This window comes from Trujillonella humicola, assembly GCF_046233715.1.
In the GTDB taxonomy this organism is placed as follows: domain Bacteria; phylum Actinomycetota; class Actinomycetes; order Mycobacteriales; family Geodermatophilaceae; genus Trujillonella; species Trujillonella humicola.
On sequence record NZ_JBJNRJ010000043.1, the window covers coordinates 1 to 19,142 of the forward strand.

At 76.2% G+C, this 19,142-nt stretch carries 18 protein-coding genes; 10 read left to right on the plus strand and 8 right to left on the minus strand.

Translation table 11 applies throughout. The annotated features are described in order from the left end of the window. Positions 1 to 140: 140 nt before the first annotated feature. A complete protein-coding gene (locus ACK586_RS18410) occupies positions 141 to 956 on the minus strand; it encodes an MBL fold metallo-hydrolase (protein WP_409331950.1) in 816 nt (271 codons plus the stop codon). Positions 957 to 1,159: 203 nt separating this feature from the next. Here ACK586_RS18410 and ACK586_RS18415 point away from each other — a divergent pair, with 203 nt between their 5' ends. Then, positions 1,160 to 2,572, plus strand: a complete 1,413-nt coding sequence (locus ACK586_RS18415; protein ID WP_409331951.1) for a radical SAM domain-containing protein — start codon at positions 1,160 to 1,162, stop codon at positions 2,570 to 2,572. Here ACK586_RS18415 and ACK586_RS18420 read toward each other — a convergent pair. The 4 genes from ACK586_RS18420 to ACK586_RS18435 are packed head-to-tail and all read right to left on the minus strand — an operon-like array spanning position 2,549 to position 6,556. Further along, the gene (locus ACK586_RS18420; RefSeq protein WP_409331952.1) at positions 2,549 to 3,655 is read right to left on the minus strand and encodes an ABC transporter ATP-binding protein; all 1,107 of its coding nucleotides are present in this window, start codon (positions 3,653 to 3,655) and stop codon (positions 2,549 to 2,551) included. The two genes, ACK586_RS18415 and ACK586_RS18420, sit on opposite strands and share 24 nt — an antisense overlap. Further along, positions 3,652 to 4,464: an ABC transporter permease gene (locus tag ACK586_RS18425; protein WP_409331953.1), complete on the minus strand. Its 813-nt coding sequence runs from the start codon at positions 4,462 to 4,464 to the stop codon at positions 3,652 to 3,654. The genes ACK586_RS18420 and ACK586_RS18425 overlap by 4 nt, the downstream gene beginning before the upstream one ends. Next, positions 4,461 to 5,306, minus strand: coding sequence for an ABC transporter permease subunit (locus tag ACK586_RS18430; RefSeq protein WP_409331954.1), 846 nt, complete (start codon positions 5,304 to 5,306; stop codon positions 4,461 to 4,463). Before ACK586_RS18430 ends, ACK586_RS18425 begins: the two co-directional genes overlap by 4 nt. Continuing rightward, on the minus strand, positions 5,303 to 6,556 hold the full coding sequence (locus ACK586_RS18435) for an ABC transporter substrate-binding protein (RefSeq protein ID WP_409331955.1): 1,254 nt from the start codon (positions 6,554 to 6,556) through the stop codon (positions 5,303 to 5,305). Before ACK586_RS18435 ends, ACK586_RS18430 begins: the two co-directional genes overlap by 4 nt. A gap of 165 nt (positions 6,557 to 6,721) precedes the next feature. On the opposite strand from ACK586_RS18435, the gene ACK586_RS18440 reads away from it, so the two are divergent. Beyond that, positions 6,722 to 7,348 (plus strand): CDP-alcohol phosphatidyltransferase family protein, encoded by a 627-nt coding sequence (locus ACK586_RS18440; RefSeq protein ID WP_409331956.1) that lies wholly within the window; start codon positions 6,722 to 6,724, stop codon positions 7,346 to 7,348. On the opposite strand, the gene ACK586_RS18445 is transcribed toward ACK586_RS18440, so the two are convergent. Continuing rightward, positions 7,330 to 8,808 (minus strand): dihydrolipoyl dehydrogenase family protein, encoded by a 1,479-nt coding sequence (locus ACK586_RS18445; protein WP_409331957.1) that lies wholly within the window; start codon positions 8,806 to 8,808, stop codon positions 7,330 to 7,332. The two genes, ACK586_RS18440 and ACK586_RS18445, sit on opposite strands and share 19 nt — an antisense overlap. Positions 8,809 to 8,848: 40 nt before the next feature. On the opposite strand from ACK586_RS18445, the gene ACK586_RS18450 reads away from it, so the two are divergent. The 6 genes from ACK586_RS18450 to ACK586_RS18475 all read left to right on the plus strand — a co-directional run bounded on the left by ACK586_RS18450 (position 8,849) and on the right by ACK586_RS18475 (position 15,320). Next, positions 8,849 to 9,922, plus strand: coding sequence for a flavin-containing monooxygenase (locus ACK586_RS18450; RefSeq protein ID WP_409331958.1), 1,074 nt, complete (start codon positions 8,849 to 8,851; stop codon positions 9,920 to 9,922). A 120-nt stretch (positions 9,923 to 10,042) separates the two neighbouring features. Further along, positions 10,043 to 11,557, plus strand: coding sequence for a TldD/PmbA family protein (locus ACK586_RS18455; protein WP_409331959.1), 1,515 nt, complete (start codon positions 10,043 to 10,045; stop codon positions 11,555 to 11,557). A gap of 73 nt (positions 11,558 to 11,630) precedes the next feature. Then, positions 11,631 to 13,013 carry a metallopeptidase TldD-related protein gene (locus ACK586_RS18460; protein WP_409331960.1) on the plus strand — a complete coding sequence of 461 codons (1,383 nt, stop codon included), beginning with the start codon at positions 11,631 to 11,633 and terminating at the stop codon, positions 13,011 to 13,013. A gap of 158 nt (positions 13,014 to 13,171) precedes the next feature. Continuing rightward, positions 13,172 to 13,474 (plus strand): hypothetical protein, encoded by a 303-nt coding sequence (locus ACK586_RS18465; RefSeq protein ID WP_409331961.1) that lies wholly within the window; start codon positions 13,172 to 13,174, stop codon positions 13,472 to 13,474. Between the two features lie 98 nt (positions 13,475 to 13,572). Further along, complete coding sequence (locus tag ACK586_RS18470; RefSeq protein WP_409331962.1) at positions 13,573 to 14,073, plus strand: hypothetical protein; 501 nt, start codon at positions 13,573 to 13,575, stop codon at positions 14,071 to 14,073. Between the two features lie 239 nt (positions 14,074 to 14,312). Then, positions 14,313 to 15,320, plus strand: coding sequence for a C40 family peptidase (locus ACK586_RS18475; protein WP_409331963.1), 1,008 nt, complete (start codon positions 14,313 to 14,315; stop codon positions 15,318 to 15,320). 52 nt (positions 15,321 to 15,372) lie between these two features. On the opposite strand, the gene ACK586_RS18480 is transcribed toward ACK586_RS18475, so the two are convergent. After that, positions 15,373 to 15,939, minus strand: coding sequence for a YdeI/OmpD-associated family protein (locus tag ACK586_RS18480; RefSeq protein WP_409331964.1), 567 nt, complete (start codon positions 15,937 to 15,939; stop codon positions 15,373 to 15,375). Further along, entirely contained in the window at positions 15,936 to 16,964 is a 1,029-nt protein-coding gene (locus tag ACK586_RS18485; protein WP_409331965.1) for a uroporphyrinogen decarboxylase family protein, read from the minus strand. The genes ACK586_RS18480 and ACK586_RS18485 overlap by 4 nt, the downstream gene beginning before the upstream one ends. Positions 16,965 to 17,045: 81 nt before the next feature. Here ACK586_RS18485 and ACK586_RS18490 point away from each other — a divergent pair, with 81 nt between their 5' ends. After that, positions 17,046 to 17,624, plus strand: coding sequence for a gamma carbonic anhydrase family protein (locus ACK586_RS18490; RefSeq protein WP_409331966.1), 579 nt, complete (start codon positions 17,046 to 17,048; stop codon positions 17,622 to 17,624). A gap of 160 nt (positions 17,625 to 17,784) precedes the next feature. Further along, complete coding sequence (gene gdhA, locus ACK586_RS18495; RefSeq protein WP_409331967.1) at positions 17,785 to 19,134, plus strand: NADP-specific glutamate dehydrogenase; 1,350 nt, start codon at positions 17,785 to 17,787, stop codon at positions 19,132 to 19,134. Positions 19,135 to 19,142 lie beyond the last annotated feature (8 nt).

Genomic DNA, 19,142 nt, shown 5'->3' on the forward strand with positions numbered 1-19,142 from the left:
GGGGGGGGGGGGGGCGGGGCGGGCGGGTGGGCCGCGCGGGGGGGGCGGGCCCGGCGCGGCCCCCCCCCCCCCGCGACCGCACCGGGGCACTGCCGCGGCGCTGCGCGGTGCCCACCCGTGCGGGGGGCTACGCGCGGGGGCTACGGGCGGAGGCTGATCGTCTCGCCGCGGGTGACGGGGCGCAGCTCGCCGGGCACCCGCCGCTCGGCCACCTCCCGCACGAAGTCGCCCAGCGGGCTGGCGAACCGGTCGTAGTCGTCGAAGTGCACCGGCACGGTGACCGGTGGCCGGAGCAGCTCGACCAGGTCGGCGCCCTGGCGGCCGTCCATGGTGACGGTGAAGCCCAGCGCCCTGGTGCCGCCGAGGTGCGGGATCAGGACGTCGAGCGGGCCGCAGCGCTGCAGGACCTCGGCCAGGTAGGGGCGGAACAGCGTGTCGCCGCTGATGTAGCCGCGCCAGCCGACCGTGCCCTCGCGGACCAGCTCCAGGACGCTGCCCATCACCGGGGGCAGCACCTTCGCCAGCAGGCCGGGCCCGTGCTCGCCGGGCACGGAGGTGATCCGCAGCGTCTCGGCCCCGCGGGTGATCTCGTGCCGCTGCCAGGGCGTCAGGTCCAGCGTCTGCCGGAAGCCGCGCCGCTCCAGCGCCTGCGCCGCCTGCTGCGTGGTCACCACGGGGGTGCTCTTGTCCAGGGTCCGGGTGGCGATCCGGTCCCAGTGGTCGGCGTGCAGGTGGGAGAGGAGGACGGCGTCCAGCGCCGGGAGTTGCGTCGGCTCGAGGGCCGGGTCGGTCAGCCGCTTGGCCCACAGCCCCTTGCCGAGGTAGGCCCGCTGCCCCCGGCGCAGGAAGTTCGGGTCGGTGAGCAGGGTGAACCCGCCGATCCGCAGCAGCGTGGTCGCGTTGCCGCCGAAGGTCAGCGTGACGTCGGCGGTGGGGACGGACGGGTCGGCGGTCATGGCGCCGGGCTTACCCCCCGGCGGTGCCGCGTGCACGTCGGCGGCTCGGGTGGCGGCTCGGGTGGCGGCTCGGGTGGCGGCTCGACGTGGCGGCTCGACGTGGCGGCACCGGCGGCGGCCGGAGCCCGGGGGACCTACCGTCGGCGGGGATCCGACCGGGCCGCGGTGCACGAAGACCCGTCATGCAGTGGAGGACGACCCCGATGACCATGCTCGCCCGTGCCCGCACGACCTGGCGGTCCCTGGCCGCCCGCACGCGACCGGTGCACCCGGAGACGGCGCGCGTCCTGGCCGAGCGGTGGGCGGCGCTGCCCGAGCACGTCCGCACGCCGGCCCAGACCCTCGGCCGGCACGCGGTGGGCTGCGAGGGCACCCACGGCGTCTTCCCGAGGTGCAACCTGACCTGCACGCCCTGCTACCACTCGGCCGACGCCAACAAGGTGCGCGTCGACGGCGCGCACACCGTCCGCGAGGTCGACGCCCAGATGGCCTTCCTGCGGGAGCGGCGCGGCCCGTACGCGCACGCCCAGCTGATCGGGGGCGAGGTGAGCCTGCTCGACCCCGACGACCACGCCGAGGCCCTGCTGACCATGCGCCGGCACGGCCGCTCCCCCATGTCCATGACCCACGGCGACTTCGACCCGGGCTACCTGCGCGCGCTGGTCACCGGGTCCGACGGCCGGCTGCGCCTGGACCGGGTGAGCTTCGCCGGCCACTTCGACTCGCTGATGCGCGGGCGGCGCGGCGCGGTGCGCCCCCGCACCGAGGCCGAGCTGCACCCCTTCCGGCGGCGGTTCGTGCAGATGTTCCGGGACCTGCGCGCCGAGACCGGGCTGCGGTACTACCTCGCGCACAACATGACGGTCACCCCGGCCAACCTCGGGCAGGTCGCCGAGACGGTGCGCGCCGTCCTGCCGATGGGCTTCTCGATGATGTCCTTCCAGCCCGCCGCGCACGTCGGGGACGACCGGCGGTGGACGGAGTCCTACGTCGACGTCGACGCCGACGCCGTGTGGGCGCGGCTGGAGGAGGCGCTGGGGCACGCCGTGCCGCACACCCCCGTCGAGTTCGGCGACCCGCGGTGCAACCGGATCGCCTTCGGCTTCCTGGCCGACGGCCGCTGGACGTCGTTCCTGGACCCGGCCGAGCCCGCCGACCTCGCCGCCCGCGACCGGTTCTTCGCCCACCACGGCGGGATCGCCTTCAGCGGGACCCCGCCGCTGCTCCTGGTCGGCAAGCTGCTGCGGGTCCTGGGCCGGCACCCCGGGGACCTGCCCGTCGCGGTCGGCTGGGCGCGCCGGCTGGTCCGCCGGGCGGGCGGCCTGCGCCGGCTGGTGCGGGCCGGGCGGGCCGGGACGCTCGGGCTGATGACGTTCGAGGTGCACAGCTTCATGGACGCCGCCCAGGTGGGCCCGGCCTGGGAGCTCATGCGGCAGGGCGTCCGGGCCGAGGACCCCCAGCTGCGGGCGACCCAGGAGCGGCTGGCGGCCTGCACCTACTCGATGGCCCACCCCGAGACCGGGGAGCTGGTGCCGGCCTGCGCCCAGCACTCGGTGCTCGATCCCGGGGAGAACGCGCAGCTGCGCCGCCTGCTACCGCTCACCGTGGTCGGCTGAGGGCTCCCGCTCGCGCGTGGCGCCGCCCGGACCGGGGGGCACCACCGCGCGCGCGTCCACCGGCAGGCGGAGACCGACCCGCTGCCCGGCCACCCAGTGCTCGCCCGGGCCGCTCTCGGCCTGCACCACGGCGGTCCCGCGGTTCCCCGGGACCTCCACCACGAGCAGCGCCCGAAGCCCGCGGGGACGCACCCGGACGACGACGCCACCGACGTCGGCGAAGGGGTCCCCGTCGCGGGTCACGACCACCGCCTCGGGGCGGATCACCAGTACCCCGGGGCCCTCGGGGACCGGTCCGGGCAGCCCCAGCTCGCCGAGCGCGGAGCGGTGCCGGCCGGACCGGACCGTTCCGTCCACCTCCGTGCGCCCGCCCAGCAGCCGGGCCACGGCGAGCGAGCGCGGCCGGGTGTACAGCTCGCGCACCGGGCCGTGCTGGAGCAGCCGGCCGGCGTCCAGGACGGCGACGGTGTCGGCGAGCGCGGCCGCCTCGGCCTGGTCGTGGGTGACCAGCAGCACGGTGGGGTCCAGGCGCATCCGCAGGTCGGCCAGCAGCTCGTGCATCTCCTCCCGCAGCGCGGCGTCGAGGGCGCTGAAGGCCTCGTCGAGGAGCAGGACGCGCGGCTCGGCGGCCAGCGCCCGGGCCAGCGCCACCCGCTGCTCCTGCCCCCCGGACAGCGCCCGCGCCGGGCGGTCGCCGAACCCGGCCAGCGCGACCAGCCCGAGGAAGTGCTCGGCCCGGGCCCGTGCCCGCCGCCGCGGGACGCCCCGCACCCGGTCGGCGAAGGCCACGTTGTCGCGCACCGACAGGTGCGGGAACAGCAGCGGGCGCTGGAACACCATGGCCATCCCGCGCCGCTCCGGCGGGACGCCGGCGAGGTCGGCGCCGTCGAGCCGAACGGTGCCCCGGGTCGGGGCGTCGAGGCCGGCGGTCAGCCGCAGCGCGGTGCTCTTGCCCGACCCCGAGGGGCCCAGCAGCGCCACGCACGACCCGGCGGGTACCTGCAGGTCCAGCCCGTCGAGCGCCGGCGGCTGCCCCGTGCCGTGGACGCGGGTGAGGTCCCGCAGCTCCAGCGCGCCGCTCACGCCGTCCCCCGGCGGCCGCGGCGCCCGAGCGCCCCGACGACGGCGAGCAGCGCGAGCGGCGGCAGCGCCGAGGACAGCGCCAGGACGGCGACCTGGGCGTCGTTGCCCGTGGCCGCCGCCGACGAGGCGAGCAGCAGCGGCAGGGTGACCAGCCGGGCGCCACCCACCAGGAGGGTGACCACGTAGTCGCTCCAGCCGACCAGGAAGGCCAGGAACGCCGCGCCGGCCAGCGCGGGAGCCACCAGCGGCAGCTGCACCGCCCGGACGGTCTGCCAGGCGGTGGCGCCGAGCGTGCGCGCCTCGTCCTCGAACCCGCGGTCGAGGGCGGCGTAGGCCGACCGCATCACGATCACCGTGTAGGGCAGCGCCGCGACCGTGAGCACCGCGACGACGCCGGCCTCGGGCGGGATCCGCAGCCGCAGCAGCAGCACGTCCAGGCCGAGCGCGACGGCGAACGGCGGCAGCACCAGCGGGGTGAGGAGCACCGCCAGCACCGCACCGCGCAGCGGGACCTCCCGGTCGGCCAGGGCCCGCCCGGCCAGGGCACCCAGCGGGGTGGCCAGCACGGCCACGGCCAGCCCCAGCAGCGTCGATCGCAGCAGCGCGCCGGGCGCCCCGGCGTCCAGCGCCGCGCGCAGGCCGGAGGCCCCCCACTCCTGCGGCAGCACCGCGGGCGCCGCCCACCGGTCGGCGACCGACCACAGCAGCAGCGGCACCAGCGGCAGGACCAGCCACAGCCCCAGCAGCCCCCGGCCGAGTCCCCGGCCCGCCCCCCGGAGGGGGCGCGTCGCGGCCCGGGTGCCGCTCACGCGTCGGCCGCCAGCCGCCGCAGCCAGCGCAGCGACAGCGCGATCGCGGCCAGGGCCAGCGCGGCGGTGGTCACCGCGACCGCCGCGGCCTGGGGGCGGGCGGCCAGGTCGATCGAGGTGGACAGCCGCACGGCCATGACCGGCAGCGGCTCGGGGTAGGGCCGGCCCAGCAGCGCCGCCACCTCGTAGGAGCCGAGGGCGTAGACGAAGGCGACCGCCGACGCGGCGCCCAGCGCCGGAGCGGCCAGGGGCAGGGTCACGAAGCGGAACCGCGCCCAGCGGCCGGCCCCGAGCAGCGCCGCGGTCTCGCCGTAGGAGCGGGTGCGGGTGGCCAGCACCCCGCCGACGACGAGCGCGACGAACGCCGACTCCTTCCAGGCGTACTCGGCCACCACCGCGATCCACCACCGGCCGCCGACCAGCGCCGGCCAGTCCTCCGGCGCGACACCGAGGAGCCGGGACAGGAACCCGGCGTCGGCCAGCAGCAGGCCCATCGCGGCCGCACCCACCAGGTGCGGGATCGGGAGGGTGAGCGCGGCGAGCGCGCCCAGCAGCCGGCTGCGCCGCACGGCCGCGGTCGCGGCCAGCGCGATCGCCAGGCCCACGACGGCGGCGACGGCGGTGGCGGCCGCGGCGATCGCGAGCGACAACCACACCGACGTGCCCAGGTCCGCCGAGCGCCAGGCGTCCAGCGTCAGCCGGGGCTCCCCCACCAGGGGCATGAGCCCCAGCGCCAGCAGGGCGGCCGACGTCAGGCCCGCGCCGACGACCGCGACCACCGGCACGAGGGCCGGCAGCACGAGCAGCAGCCCGCGGGACGATCGCGACGGCCGTCCGGTCACGGGGCGAGGACGGCGCGGCGCCACCCCTCGTCCAGCGCGGTCACCCACTCCGGCCCGAGCTCCGGGTCGGCGCCGGCCGACAGCTCCTCGTAGGACGGCACGATCGGCGATGCCGGCAGCCGGTCGAAGGCCGCCCGGTCCTCGGGCTCCAGCCGGTCGAGGTCGAGCACGGTGAACTGCCCCCAGGTGGCCGGGTCGGCCTTGGCCGCCTGCTGCCCGGGGGACAGCGCCAGGTCGGCCACGACCATCGCCCCCTCCTGGCTGCCCGACGTCGACGGGATCGCCAGGAAGCTGGCGTTGCCGATGGTGCCCTCGTCGAGGATCAGCACCCGCGTCGTCGCGGGGAACGTGCCGTCCTGCACCAGCTGGGTGAGCGTGGCCGGCCCGTAGGTCATGGTGACGTCGACCTGGCCGTCGGCGTAGAGCTGGTCGAGCTCCTGGAGGGTCTGCGGGTAGGTGTCCCCGCCGCGCCACAGCGCCGGGGCGAGCTCCCCGAGCCGATCGAACAGCGCGGGGGCCAGCTCGTCGTAGGCCTCCTGCGAGAACTCCAGCGGCACCTCGTCCGACCCGCCGGAGACGGTGGAGAGCACCTGCCGGACGAACACCGAGCCGGTGAAGTCCGGGGGCGCCGGGTAGGTGAAGCGGCCGGGGTTCTGCTCGACCCACTCCAGCAGCCCGTCGAGCGTCGTCGGGGGCTCGGGGACCCGCGCGGAGTCGTACACGAGGGTGAACTGTGCCTTGTGCCAGGGCGCCTCGCACCCGTCGACCGGCACGCCGAAGTCGGTGGTCAGCAGCGGGTCGTCGGGGTCGGTGTAGGCCATGCCGGGCAGCGCGTCGGTCCAGTCGCACAGCCACGCCCCGGCCTGCCGGCCGGTGGCGAAGTTGTCCCCGTTGACCCACACGAGGTCCACCTCGCCGTCGGTCACGCCGGCCCGCCGCTCGCTGAGGATCCGGTTGACCGCGTCGCCGGTGTCGGCCACCGGGACCCGCTCGAGCGTCACCCCCAGCTCGGCGGCCGCGGGCGCGAGGACGTCGTCGACGTAGGCGTTGCCCTGGTCGTCGCCTCCGTACATCCACATCCGGACGGTCTGCCCGTCGGCCTCGGCCAGCACCTCGTCCCACGGCCGGTCCTCGGCGGTGGGGGCCTCGGCCGCCGGCGCCGAGCAGGCGGTCGTCACGGCCAGGGCGGCGACGGCGAGGACGGCGGGCGCAGCGGCGGACCGCCGGCGGCGGGGACGGGGTGCGGACACTCGGCGGACCTCCAGGTGGGCGGACTCGGCGTGGGGCTCGACCGGCGTTCGGATCGGCGTTCCCGAGCGGATGCGTTCCCGGTCGGTCAGCAGGCAGGATCGTGCTCCACCGGGGGGCGCGCCGCCCGGGGGGCCGGCCGGCTCCGGTCACCGAGGAGGTCGCGCGTGCTCGACTCCGCGGCCCGGGCGCTGCTGGACGCCCCCCTGGCCCGCGTGGCGCAGGCGCTGGACCGCCCGTGGCTGACCCCGGACCGGCTCACCGTCGCCGGCCTGGTGCTGGGCCTGGCCAGCGCGGCCGCCGCGGCCGGGCGGCTGTGGACCCTCGCCCTGGTGCTGTGGCTGCTGTCCCGCGCCGCCGACGGGCTCGACGGCCCGCTGGCCCGCCGCCGCCGGGCGGCCGGACGGCTCGCCGACGCGGGCAGCGGGGGGTTCCTCGACATCACCGCCGACTTCCTCGTCTACGGCAGCGGGGTGGTGGGCGTGGCCGTCGGCGTCACGACCGCCCACGACGCGCCCTGGCTGCCCTTCCTGGCGGTGCTGCTCGCCTACTACGTCAACGGGACGGCGTTCCTGGCGTTCTCCTCGATCGCCGAGCGGGCCGGCCGCCGGATCGACGACGGCCGGTCCCTGTCGTTCCTCGGCGGCCTGGCGGAGGGCACGGAGACCATCGCCGTCCACGCGCTCTGGCTGCTGCTGCCGGCCGTGGCGTGGCAGGTGGCCTGGGTGTGGGCCGGCGTCGTGGGCCTGACCGCGGCCCACCGGGTGGTCGTGGGCTACCGCGCGCTGCGCTGACCGCCGGGCCCGGCGGTCGCGGCCCGGTCCAGCCACCATCCCCGCACCCGGACGGCCGCGCCCGCCAGGGTCCGTGCGACGGGCCGGGCGAGCCGCGCGCGGACGTCGTCCACCGCGGTGTCGACGACGCCGTCGTTGTACGTCGGGTACGGGTGCTGGGTCCCCGCCAGGTCCCGGGTGGTGAGGCCGCGCCGGACGGCGAGGGTCAGCTCGCCGAGCGTCTCCCCGGCGCGCGGGCCCACCACCGTGGCGCCGACCACCCGCCCGCGCCGGTCGAGGACCAGCGTGGTCGAGCCCGCCGTCTCGCCCTCGGCCACCGCGCGGTCCACCTCGGCGTGCGGGGTGCGCCGCACGGTGAGCCCGGGGCCGGCCTCGTGCGGGGCGATGCCGACCGCGGCGACCTCCGGTGAGGTGTAGGTGACCCGGGGGACGACGTCGTCGACCCGCCGCCGCAGCCCGAGGACGGCGTTGGCCGCGGCCAGGCTGCCGTGCACGCCGGCGGTGTGGGTGAACTGCGGGTGCCCGGTGACGTCGCCGGCGGCCCAGATGCGGGGGTTCGTGGTGCGCAGCGCGCCGTCCACGGTCAGGGTGCCGTCGTCGTCCAGGCCGACACCGGCGGTGTCGCAGCCCAGGCCCGCCGTGCGCGGCCGCCGGCCCACCGCCACCAGCAGCCGGTCGTAGGGGAGGGCGGTGCCGTCGTCCAGGTGCACGGTGCCGCCGTCCGGGGTGCCGGTGACCCGGGCGGCCTGCGACCCCAGGTGCAGGGTGACGCCGTCGCGGCGCAGCGCGTCGGCGACCACCTCCGCCGCGGCCGGGTCCTCCTTGCCCAGCAGGCGGTCGGCGCCGTCGACGACGGTCACCTGCGAGCCCAGGCGGGCGAAGGCCTGGCCGAGCTCGCAGCCGATCGGCCCGCCGCCCAGGACGACGAGCCGGCGGGGCAGCTCCTCGACGTCCCACACGGTCTCGCTGGTCAGCGGCCCTGCCTCGGCGAGCCCGGGGACCGGGGGGACCGCCGGCGCGGAGCCCACCGCGAGCAGCGCGGAGCGGAACCGGACCCGCCGGCCGCCGACGTCGGCGGTGTCGGGGCCGGTCAGCACCGCCTCGGCGGCCGCCACCTGCACGCCGGCCGCGCGCAGGGCGTCCGGGGAGTCGGCGGGCTCGATCGCGGCGATCGCGCCCTGCACGTGGGCGCGCACCCGGGCGAAGTCCACGGTCACCGACCCGGTCTCGACCCCGAGCCGGGCCGCGTCGCGGGCCTGCGCCGCGGCCGAGGCGGCGGCGAGCAGCGCCTTGGAGGGCACGCAGCCGGTCCAGAGGCAGTCCCCGCCGGTGCGCTCCCGTTCCACGAGGAGCACCCGGGCGCCCAGCGCGGCGGCCGTGTGCGCGCCCACGAGGCCGGCGGTGCCCCCGCCGACGACGAGCAGGTCCACGGTGTCGGGGGATGCGGTCCTCGCGCTCACCCGTCGCACCGTAGGGGTGCCGGCGGCAGGATGGCGCGCGATGGACCTGCCCGATGACCCCGTGGACGTGCTCGTCGTCGGCGCCGGGCAGGCGGGCCTGGGCACGGCGCACGCGCTGGCGCGGGCCGGCGTCCGCGACGTCCTCGTGCTGGACGCCGCCGAGGTGGGGAGCAGCTGGCTGCGGCGGTGGGACAGCCTGCGGCTGTTCACCGACCGGCGGTTCAGCCGCCTGCCGGGCCTGCGCTTCCCGCGCGGCGCGCACCGCTTCCCCTCCCGGCTGGAGATGGCCGCCTACCTGCACGACTACGCCGGCGCCCTCGACGTGCCGGTGCGCACCGGGACGCCGGTCGAGCGGCTGACCCGGGAGGGAGGCCTGCTCGTGGCCGCGACGCCGGCCGGGCCGGTGCGGGCCCGGCAGGTGGTGGTCGCCAACGGGCCGTTCCGCCGTCCGCGGGTGCCCGCGCAGGCGGCCGGCCTGGACCCGGCGGTGCTCCAGCTGCACTCGGCGGGCTACCGGCGCCCGGCCGACGTCCCGCCCGGCCCGGTGCTCGTGGTCGGCGGGGGCAACTCCGCCGCCCAGCTGGCGGTCGAGCTGGCCCGGTCCGGGCGCGAGGTGACCGTCGCCGCGCCGCGCGAGCCCTGGTACCGGTCGCAGACGACCCTCGGGATCAGCCTGCACCGGTGGCTCCTGCTCTCCGGCGTGCTGAACGCCGGCAGCCGCACGCCGCTGTCGCGGTACCTGCGCCGGCGGGGGGACGTCGTCGTCGGCCGGGAGCTGCAGCACGCACTCGAGGCGGGCGCCCTGCGACTGCTGCCGCACCGGCTGACCTCCGCGTCGGGAACCCGCACCGGCCTGGCCGACGGCACGTCGCTCGAGGTCGCCGCCGTGCTGTGGTGCACCGGGTTCCTCCCCGACACCGCCTGGGTGCAGATCCCCGGGGCCACCGACGCCGCCGGCACCCCGGTGCACTCCCGCGGTGCCTCGCCGGTACCCGGCCTGCACTGGATGGGCCTGCCCTGGCAGACGCGGGTCAACTCCTCGCTCGTCGACGGCGTGGACCGCGACGCCCGCCGCACCGCGGCCCGCATCCGCCGCGCACTGCGGGCCGGCTGACCCCCGCCGAGCTCGCCGCCGGTGGCATCCCCGACGAGATCTGCACACTCGTCGCCATCAGGCCCTGATGCCGACGACTGTGCAGATCTCGCGAGGGGTGGCGGCTGGTAGACAGGGGCCGTGGCCGGACAACGCGACGTCGACGCGTCCTTCCTCGCCCTCCCGCTGTCCGCCCTCACCGAGGCCGCGCTGACCCGCGCGCGTGACCTGGGCTGCGAGCACGCCGACCTCCGCGTGGAGCGCATCCGCACCCAGTCGATCAGCCTGCGCGACGCCCGCCTGGAGAGCCTGGCCGACGGCGAGGACCTCGGCCTGGCCGTCCGCGTGGTGCACGAGGGCACGTGGGGCTTCGCCGCCGGCGTCGTCCTCACCGCCGCCGAGGCGGTCCGCCTGGCCGAGGAGGCGGTGGCGGTCGCACGCGTCTCCGCGGCGCTGGCCACCGACCGGGTGGAGCTGGCCTCCGAGCCGGTGTACCCGGACGGCGTCTGGGTCTCCGAGCACGACGTCGACCCCTTCACGGTGCCGGACGCGGAGAAGACGGCGCTGCTGACCGAGCTGTCCGAGCGGCTGATGGCCGCCGACGGCGTCGAGCACGTGCAGTCGGGGTGCACCGCGGTCAAGGAGCAGAAGTACTACGCCGACACCGCCGGCACCCGGACCCGCCAGCAGCGGGTGCGCATCCACCCCGCGTTCACCGCGCTCACGGTGGACCGGGCCACCGGCGCCTTCGAGAGCATGCGGACGCTCGCCCCGCCGGTGGGCCGCGGCTGGGAGTACCTCACCGGTACCGGCTGGGACTGGGACCGCGAGCTGGCCGAGATCCCCGAGCTGCTGCGGGAGAAGACCAAGGCGCCCAGCGTCGAGGCCGGCCGCTACGACCTCGTCGTCGACCCCTCGAACCTGTGGCTCACCATCCACGAGTCGGTCGGCCACGCCACCGAGCTCGACCGCGCGCTGGGCTACGAGGCCGCCTACGCCGGTACCTCGTTCGCCACCGTCGACAAGCTGGGCACCCTGCAGTACGGGTCGCCGCTGATGCACGTCACCGGCGACCGCACCGCCGTCCACGGGCTGGCCTCGGTCGGGTGGGACGACGAGGGCGTGCGGTCCCAGCAGTGGGACATCGTCCGGGACGGCGTCCTCGTCGGGTACCAGGTCGACCGGAACATGGCTCGCCTGCGCGGCATGGAGCGGTCCAACGGGTGCGCCTTCGCCGACTCGCCGAGGCACGTCCCCGTGCAGCGGATGGCGAACGTGTCGCTGCGGCCGGCCGCCGGCGGCCCGTCCACCGAGGAGCTGATCGCCGGCGTGGACCGCGGCATCTACGTGGTGGGCGACAAGAGCTGGTCGATCGACATGCAGCGCTACAACTTCCAGTTCACCGGGCAGCGCTTCTACCGGATCGAGGGCGGGCGGCTGGCCGGGCAGCTGCGCGACGTCGCCTACCAGGCCACGACGACGGACTTCTGGGGCTCGATGCGCGCGGTCGGCGGCGAGCGGACCTACGTGCTCGGCGGGGCGCTCAACTGCGGCAAGGCCCAGCCGGGACAGGTCGCGCCGGTCAGCCACGGCTGCCCGTCGGCCCTGTTCGAGGGCGTCACCATCCTCAACACCGTCCAGGAGGGGGGGAGATGAGCGAGCTCGCGAGCTCATCCCGGAACGGAGCACCCCGGGGCGCGGGGGCGACGAGCGCCGGCGAGGAGGCCTCGTGACCCGCGCGCAGGACCTCGTGGAGAAGGCGCTGGCCGCCTCGACCGCCGACGGGCAGGTCGCCTTCGTCGTCGACAGCTCGGAGGCCAACCTCCGCTGGGCGGGCAACAGCCTGACCACCAACGGCTCGATGCGCTCGCGGCAGGTCGTCGTGATCTCCTTCGTCGACGGCGGAGCGGGCATGGCCGCGGGCACGGTCGCCCGCTCCGGCACCCCCGACATCGCCGAGCTGGTCGCCGCCAGCGAGCAGGCCGCCCGCGACGCCGGCCCGGCCGAGGACGCCGTTCCGCTGGTCTCGGACCCGCCGCCGGGCTCCGGCGACTGGGACGCCGACCCGGCGGAGACCTCGATCTCGGTCTTCGAGGAGTTCGCGCCGGCGCTGGGCGTCGCGTTCGGTGCCGCGCGCGACCGCGGCGACCTGCTGTTCGGCTACGCCGAGCACTCGATGTCGACCACCTACCTCGGGACCTCGACCGGGCTGCGGCTGCGCCACGACCAGCCCACCGGCCGGGTGGAGCTCAACGGCAAGAGCAGCGACCTCGCCCGCTCGGTGTGGACCGGGGTCGGCACCCGCGACTTCCTGGACGTATCGGTCGCCGGGCTGGCCGCCGAGGTCGACCGCAAGCTCGCGTGGTCGCAGCGGAGGATCGACCTGCCCGCCGGCAACTACGAGACGCTGCTGCCGCCCTCGGCGGTCAGCGACCTCATGATCTACGCCTACTGGACGATGGAGGCCCGCGACGCCGACGAGGGCCGCAGCGTCTACGCCCGGCCCGGCGGCGGCAGCCGGATCGGCGAGCGGCTGGCCGCGCTCCCGCTGACCCTGCGCAGCGATCCCTCCGCCCCCGGCCTGGAGACCGCTCGCTTCCAGGTGGTCGGCGGGTCCTCCGGCGCGGCGTCGGTGTTCGACAACGGGATGGCGGTGCCGGCGGTCGACTGGATCCGCGACGGGGTCCTGACCAACCTGGTGCGCCCGCGCGCGTGGGCGCTGCGGACGACGGCACCGGCCACGGCCGCCGTCGACAACCTGATCCTCGAGGACCCGAACGCCACGGCGAGCCTCGAGGAGATGGTCGAGTCCACCGAGCGCGGGCTGCTGCTGACCACGCTCTGGTACATCCGCGAGGTCGACCCGCAGACGCTGCTGCTCACCGGGCTCACCCGCGACGGCGTGTTCCTCGTCGAGGGCGGCGAGGTGACCGGCGCGGTCAACAACTTCCGGTTCAACGAGTCGCCGGTGGACCTGCTCGGCCGGATCACCCAGGCCTCGCGGACCGAGCGCACCCTGCCCAGGGAGTGGAACGACTGGTTCACCCGGGCCGCGATGCCCGCCGTCCGCGTGCCCGACTTCCACATGAGCTCGGTCTCGCCGGCCAGCTGAGCCCCGGGGACCGCTGGGACACGAGTGGCCGGTGCGGCCGGGGTGGGGAGAACCGCTTCAGTTACCGCAGGGGAGTGCCGTTGAAACACGGCATCGGGGATATTTTTCTCCGGCACAGCACGCGGGCCCCTGCGGGGCCGTCGAGGGGAGCCTTCCCGATGAGCAGGATGCAGAAGCCGTCGGTCTTCCAGGTCGGTCAGGTGTGGGACGACGGCCGCACCGTCGTCGTCTCGGGATGGGGTCTGGGGCTGTGCGTCTCGGGCTGCACCTGCCACCGGCACCCGTCGGCGGGGCACCTCGCCATCGACGAGGACCAGGCGGCGGGTCGCCTCGGCCTGGTCAGCTACCGCGAGGGCGGCTGCGACTGCTGCGAGGCGTGGACGGCCGACGAGCTGTCCGCCGTCCTGCGCGACTTCGCCTCGGTCTCGGCGCTCGACGCCCAGGAGCCCCTGGCCGGATGAACGCCCTCGCTGGCCCCCGACCCTCGCGGGCTCGGGTCGGGACGCAGCGGGGCCGACGTCGGCCGGTTCCGGTGCCTGCCTGCGGGTAGGTGGCGGGCATGCTGGGACGCGCTGCTCTCCGCGGGGCACTGGCCGGCCTGGCCGGCACCGCGGCCATGACCCTGGCCGAGAAGGTGGAGCAGCACGTCACCGGCCGGCCGGACAGCTATGTGCCCGGCCGGACGCTGACCGCGCTGACCTCCGGGCGCCGGCTGCCGGAGCGGGCCCGACCGCCGGTGCGCAACCACCTCATGCACTGGGGGACCGGAGCGCTGGTCGGGGCGCTGCGCGGCGTGTGGGCGGCGGTGGGGCTCCGCGGCTGGCGGGCGTCGGCCTGGCACGCCTCCGTGCGGCTGGCCACCGACCAGACGTTGGAGAACGCCACCGGCGTCGGCTCCCCGCCGTGGACCTGGTCGCGGCACGACCGGGTCGTCGACCTCGGGGGCAAGGCCGTCTACGCGTTCGTCACCGGCGCGGTCGCCGACCGGCTGGTGCCCCTGGCGGCCGACCGCGGTCCGGACGGCACGGCCCGCGGACCCCGCGGGGACCTCTGGCGCTGATCGCGAGGTGCCGGGTGGGCCCGTCCCGCCCGTGACCGGTGTGACGGAGGGGTTCACCCTCCGGGGCTCCTGAAACCTCCCGGGCCGCCCGGGGCTGCTGTGACGGGCGGGGTCGATCGAGCCTCCTCCGGGCCCGCGTGCCCCGCTCACGTGTCGACACGTCGTCCTTACCGTCCGTACGGACGCGCAGGACACCGCCCCTTCCCCGGGCGGGGCGCGGAGCACACGAGGAGCTGACGATGCAGCGCAACCGGACGACGAGCCGCCGCTGGGCCGGTGCCGTGCTCGCGGCCGCCGCAGCCGTCGGCGTGGTGCTCGGGCCCGGCACCGCCACCGCCGCGCCCGGCACCGCCGACGAGGCCGCCGAGCTGGTGGCGCAGGCGGGCCAGGAGCTCACGCAGCTCGACGAGCAGGTCCACCAGGCGGTGCTGACCGTCGCCGAGCTGCAGCAGGCCGCGGCCGACGCCCGCGCCGCCGCCGAGACGGCGGACGCCGAGGTCGCCCGGTACGAGCCGCAACTGGTGGCCATCGCCCAGACCGGCTACACCTCCGGACCCACCTCCGGCCTCGCCGCCTTCCTCACCAGCGAGTCCGCCGAGGACTTCGTGCAGCAGATGACGACGCTGGACGTGATCGCCGCGCACACCGACAGCGTGCTGGTCCAGGTCTCCGCCGCCCGCGAGCAGTTCCTGGCCGCGCAGGCGCAGGCCGAGGCCACCGCGGCGGAGGCCGAGGCGGCGCTGGCCACCCTCCGGGAGCAGCAGGCCGAGGTGCAGGCCCGGGTCGACCGCTACGAGGCCGACTTCGCCCGCCTCACGGCGGCCGAGCAGGCCGTCGTGACCACGACCCTGGCCGGCCCGGTGCTCGACGTGCCCGCCACCCTGGCCCCGCCGCCGTCGGCCGCCGCCGGTGCGGTCGTCGAGGCCGCGCTCGCCCAGGTCGGCGACCCCTACGTCTGGGGCGCGTCCGGGCCCAACGGCTTCGACTGCTCGGGGCTCACCCAGTTCGCCTACGCCGCCGTCGGCGTCTCGCTGCCGCACTCCAGCCGCGCCCAGGCCGGGATGGGCGTCGCGGTCTCCCGCGCCGAGCTGCAGCCGGGCGACATCGTGTACTTCTACTCACCGGTCAGCCACGTCGGCATCTACATCGGCAACGGCGCGATGGTGCACGCGCGGACGTTCGGCCAGCCGGTCGCGGTCACCTCGGTCGACATGCGCGGCTACGCCGGCGCCCGCCGCATCCTCTGACCCGGGGCCCTGCCCGTCGCGACCGGGGCGCCCGCCGCGGCCGCAGCGCGGGTCAGCCGGCGGCCGCCGTCTCCACGGCGGCGGTGATCCGCCGGGCCCGGGTCTCCGGCGTGGCGGCGGTGTGCACCCGCCACAGCAGCGAGTACCGGCTCTGGGCGTCGAGGGCGTCGAAGGCCGCCCGCGCGCCGGGGACGGCGGCCAGGGCCGCGGCGAGGTCGTCGGGGACCGTCATGTCCGCGCTGCCGGGGTAGGCGCGGTCCCACCGGCCGTCGGCCTGTGCCGCCTCGACCGCGGCCAGCCCCGCCGGGCGCATCCGGCCGGCCTCGAGCAGCCGCCCGACGGTGCCGACGTTCTTCTGCGACCAGACGCTGCGCGCCCGCCGGGGCGTGATCCGCTGCAGGTAGGTGTCCTCGTCCAGCCGGTTGGACCGCCCGTCGATCCAGCCGAAGCACAGGCAGCTCTCGACCAGCTCGGGATAGCTGACCGACGGGATGCCCGAGCCCTTCTTGGCCAGCCGCACGTACAGGCCCGGCGCGGAGTCGCCCTCGGCCGCCAGCCAGGCCTCCAGCGAGGCCTGGTCGGGGAAGGCCAGCACCGGGAGGTCGGTCGGCAGGGTCATCCCAGCTCCCGGCGGAGGGTCGCCGCGGCCAGCGCCAGGGAGCGCATCTTCCCGGCGGCCGACGCCCGCGGCAGGTACTTGAGCCCGCAGTCGCTGGTGAGCACCAGCCGCTCGACGTCCACCTCGGGCAGCGCCCGGCGCACGCGGTCGGCGACGACCTCCGGCGTCTCCACCTCGGGCGTGGACAGGTCGAGGACGCCCAGCGCGATGCCCTTGCCGCGCAGCGGCCGCAGCTGCGCCGGGTCCAGGTGCGACTGCGCCGTCTCCACCGAGACGGTGTCCACCGGGGTGTCGGCGAGCTCGGGGAGGAAGGAGTAGCCCTCGGGCCGCTCGGAGACCATCGCGGCGTACCCGAAGCACAGGTGCAGGTGCACCGGTCCGGGCGCGCCCTCCACGGCCCGGGTGACGGCCTCCGCGCCGTACCGGCGGGCGACCTCCGGGCGGGCCTGCAGCCAGGGCTCGTCGATCTGGACGACGTCGGCCCCGGCGGCGAACAGGTCGGCGATCTCCTGCCGCACGACGTCGGCGTAGGCCAGCGCGAGCACCCGGTCGTCGCCGTAGTGCTGGTCCTCGGACTGCTGGGCCATGGTGAACGGCCCCGGGACGGTGATCTTCACGGTGCGGTCGGTGGCCGCCCGCAGGAACCGGACGTCGTCGGCCTGGATCGGTCGCGGCCGGGTGACCGGCCCGACCACCCGGGGCACCGGGATCGGCCTTCCCGAGCGGTTGAGCACCGTGCCGGGGTGGTCGACGTCCACCCCGGCCAGCGCCGTGGCGAAGTGGTTGGAGTAGGACTCCCGGCGGATCTCGCCGTCGGTGACGACGTCGAGCCCGGCGTCCTCCTGGGAGCGGATCGCGAGCAGGGTGGCGTCGTCCTGCGCCTCGGCGAGCTGGTCGGGGTGGACCCGCCAGATCTCGCGCGCCCGCACCCGCGGGGGGAACTGCCCGGCCAGCTTGTCGTGGTCGACCAGCCACCCGGGCTGGGGCAGGCTGCCGACGATCGAGGTGGGCAGGGCGGGTGGCATCGGTCCTCCCGGGGACGGCGGTGTCGGCGGGGAGTCTGCCCGACGGGTGCGACACCGGCACCGCTGTGCTGAGGTGACCCGGTGGCGGAGAACTACATCGGCGAACTGGACTTCGGTGCACCGCGGATCGACCCGGAGGCGTTCGTGGCGCCGACCGCGGTCGTCGTGGGCGCGGTGACGCTCGGCCCGCAGGCCAGCGTCTGGTACGGCGCCGTCCTCCGGGCCGACGCCGAGGTGATCGAGATCGGCGCCGGCTCGAACGTGCAGGACGGCAGCACGCTGCACTCCGACCCCGGCTTCCCGCTGGTCGTCGGGGCGGGGGTGACGGTCGGGCACCGGGTGGTCCTGCACGGCGCGCGGGTCGACGACGACGTCCTGGTGGGCATGGGCAGCATCGTCATGAACGGCGCCCACATCGGCTCGGGGTCGATCGTGGCCGCGGGCGCCGTCGTCACCCAGGGCAAGCAGTTCCCGCCGCGCTCGGTCATCGCCGGGGTCCCGGCGAAGGTCGTCCGGGAGGCGACCGACGACGACCTGCTGCACATCCGCGGCAACGCGCTGGCCTACAGCGAGCGGTTGCCCTCGGCGCGGAGGGTGCGCCCCGTCATCCGCGGGAAGCTGCCGGCCGCCGGCCTCGTCCCCGGCGACGCCGCCGACTGACCTCGCGACGAGATCTGCACACTCGTCGCCATCGGCCGCTGATGGTGACCACTGTGCAGATCTCGTCGCGGCTCGGGTCTCGCGGCGGGGTGCGGCGCGGAGGGGTCCGGACGGCGCCGTAGCGTTCCCCGCGTCCGGTGGACGACGCGAGGAGCGTGCAGTGGTCGACGAGGTGCCTGCGACGGTGCAGGGGATCTACGAGGAGGTCCTCCGGCGCAACCCGGGGGAGACGGAGTTCCACCAGGCGGTCCGGGAGGTCCTGGAGTCGCTGGCCGTGGTGCTCGACCGGCACAGCGAGTACGCCGAGATGAAGACGGTGCAGCGGATCTGCGAGCCCGAGCGGCAGATCATCTTCCGCGTGCCCTGGCAGGACGACAGCGGCGAGGTGCAGATCAACCGGGGGTTCCGGGTCGAGTTCAACTCGGCCCTCGGTCCCTACAAGGGCGGGCTGCGGTTCCACCCGTCGGTGAACCTGGGCATCGTCAAGTTCCTGGGCTTCGAGCAGATCTTCAAGAACGCCCTCACCGGCATGCCGATCGGTGGCGGCAAGGGCGGCTCCGACTTCGAGCCCAAGGGCCGCTCCGACGCCGAGGTCATGCGCTTCTGCCAGTCGTTCATGACCGAGCTGTACCGGCACCTCGGCGAGTACACCGACGTGCCGGCCGGCGACATCGGCGTCGGCGCCCGCGAGATCGGCTACCTGTTCGGCCAGTACAAGCGGATCACCAACCGCTACGAGTCCGGCGTCCTCACCGGCAAGGGGCTGGGCTGGGGCGGCGCCCTGGTGCGCACCGAGGCGACCGGCTACGGCGCGGCGTTCTTCGCCGACGCGATGATGCAGGCCCGCGGGGACTCCTTCGACGGCAAGCGCGTCGTGGTGAGCGGCTCGGGCAACGTCGCCGTCTACGGCATCGAGAAGGTCCACCAGCTTGGCGGCACCGTCGTCGCCTGCTCGGACTCCTCGGGCTACGTGGTCGACGAGAAGGGCATCGACCTCGAGCTGCTCAAGCAGGTGAAGGAGGCCGAGCGGGCCCGGATCGACGTCTACGCGCAGCGGCGGTCCTCGGCGTCCTTCGTGGCCGGGGGCAGCGTCTGGGACGTGCCCTGCGAGGTGGCCGTGCCCAGCGCGACGCAGAACGAGCTCGACGCCGCCGCGGCCGCGACGCTCGCCCGCGGCGGCTGCCGCTACGTGGTCGAGGGCGCCAACATGCCCACCACGCCCGACGCCGTCCGCGTGCTCCGCGAGGCCGGCGTGGCCTTCGCCCCCGGGAAGGCGGCCAACGCCGGGGGCGTGGCGACCTCCGCGCTGGAGATGCAGCAGAACGCCTCGCGCGACCGCTGGACCTTCGAGCACAGCGAGGCGCGGCTGGAGGAGATCATGCGGTCGATCCACGCCCGCTGCCACGCCACCGCCGAGGAGTACGGCGCCCCGGGCGACCTGGTGCTCGGCGCGAACGTCGCCGGCTTCCTGGAGGTGGCCGAGGCGGTGCACGCCCACGGGCTGATCTGAGGTCCCGC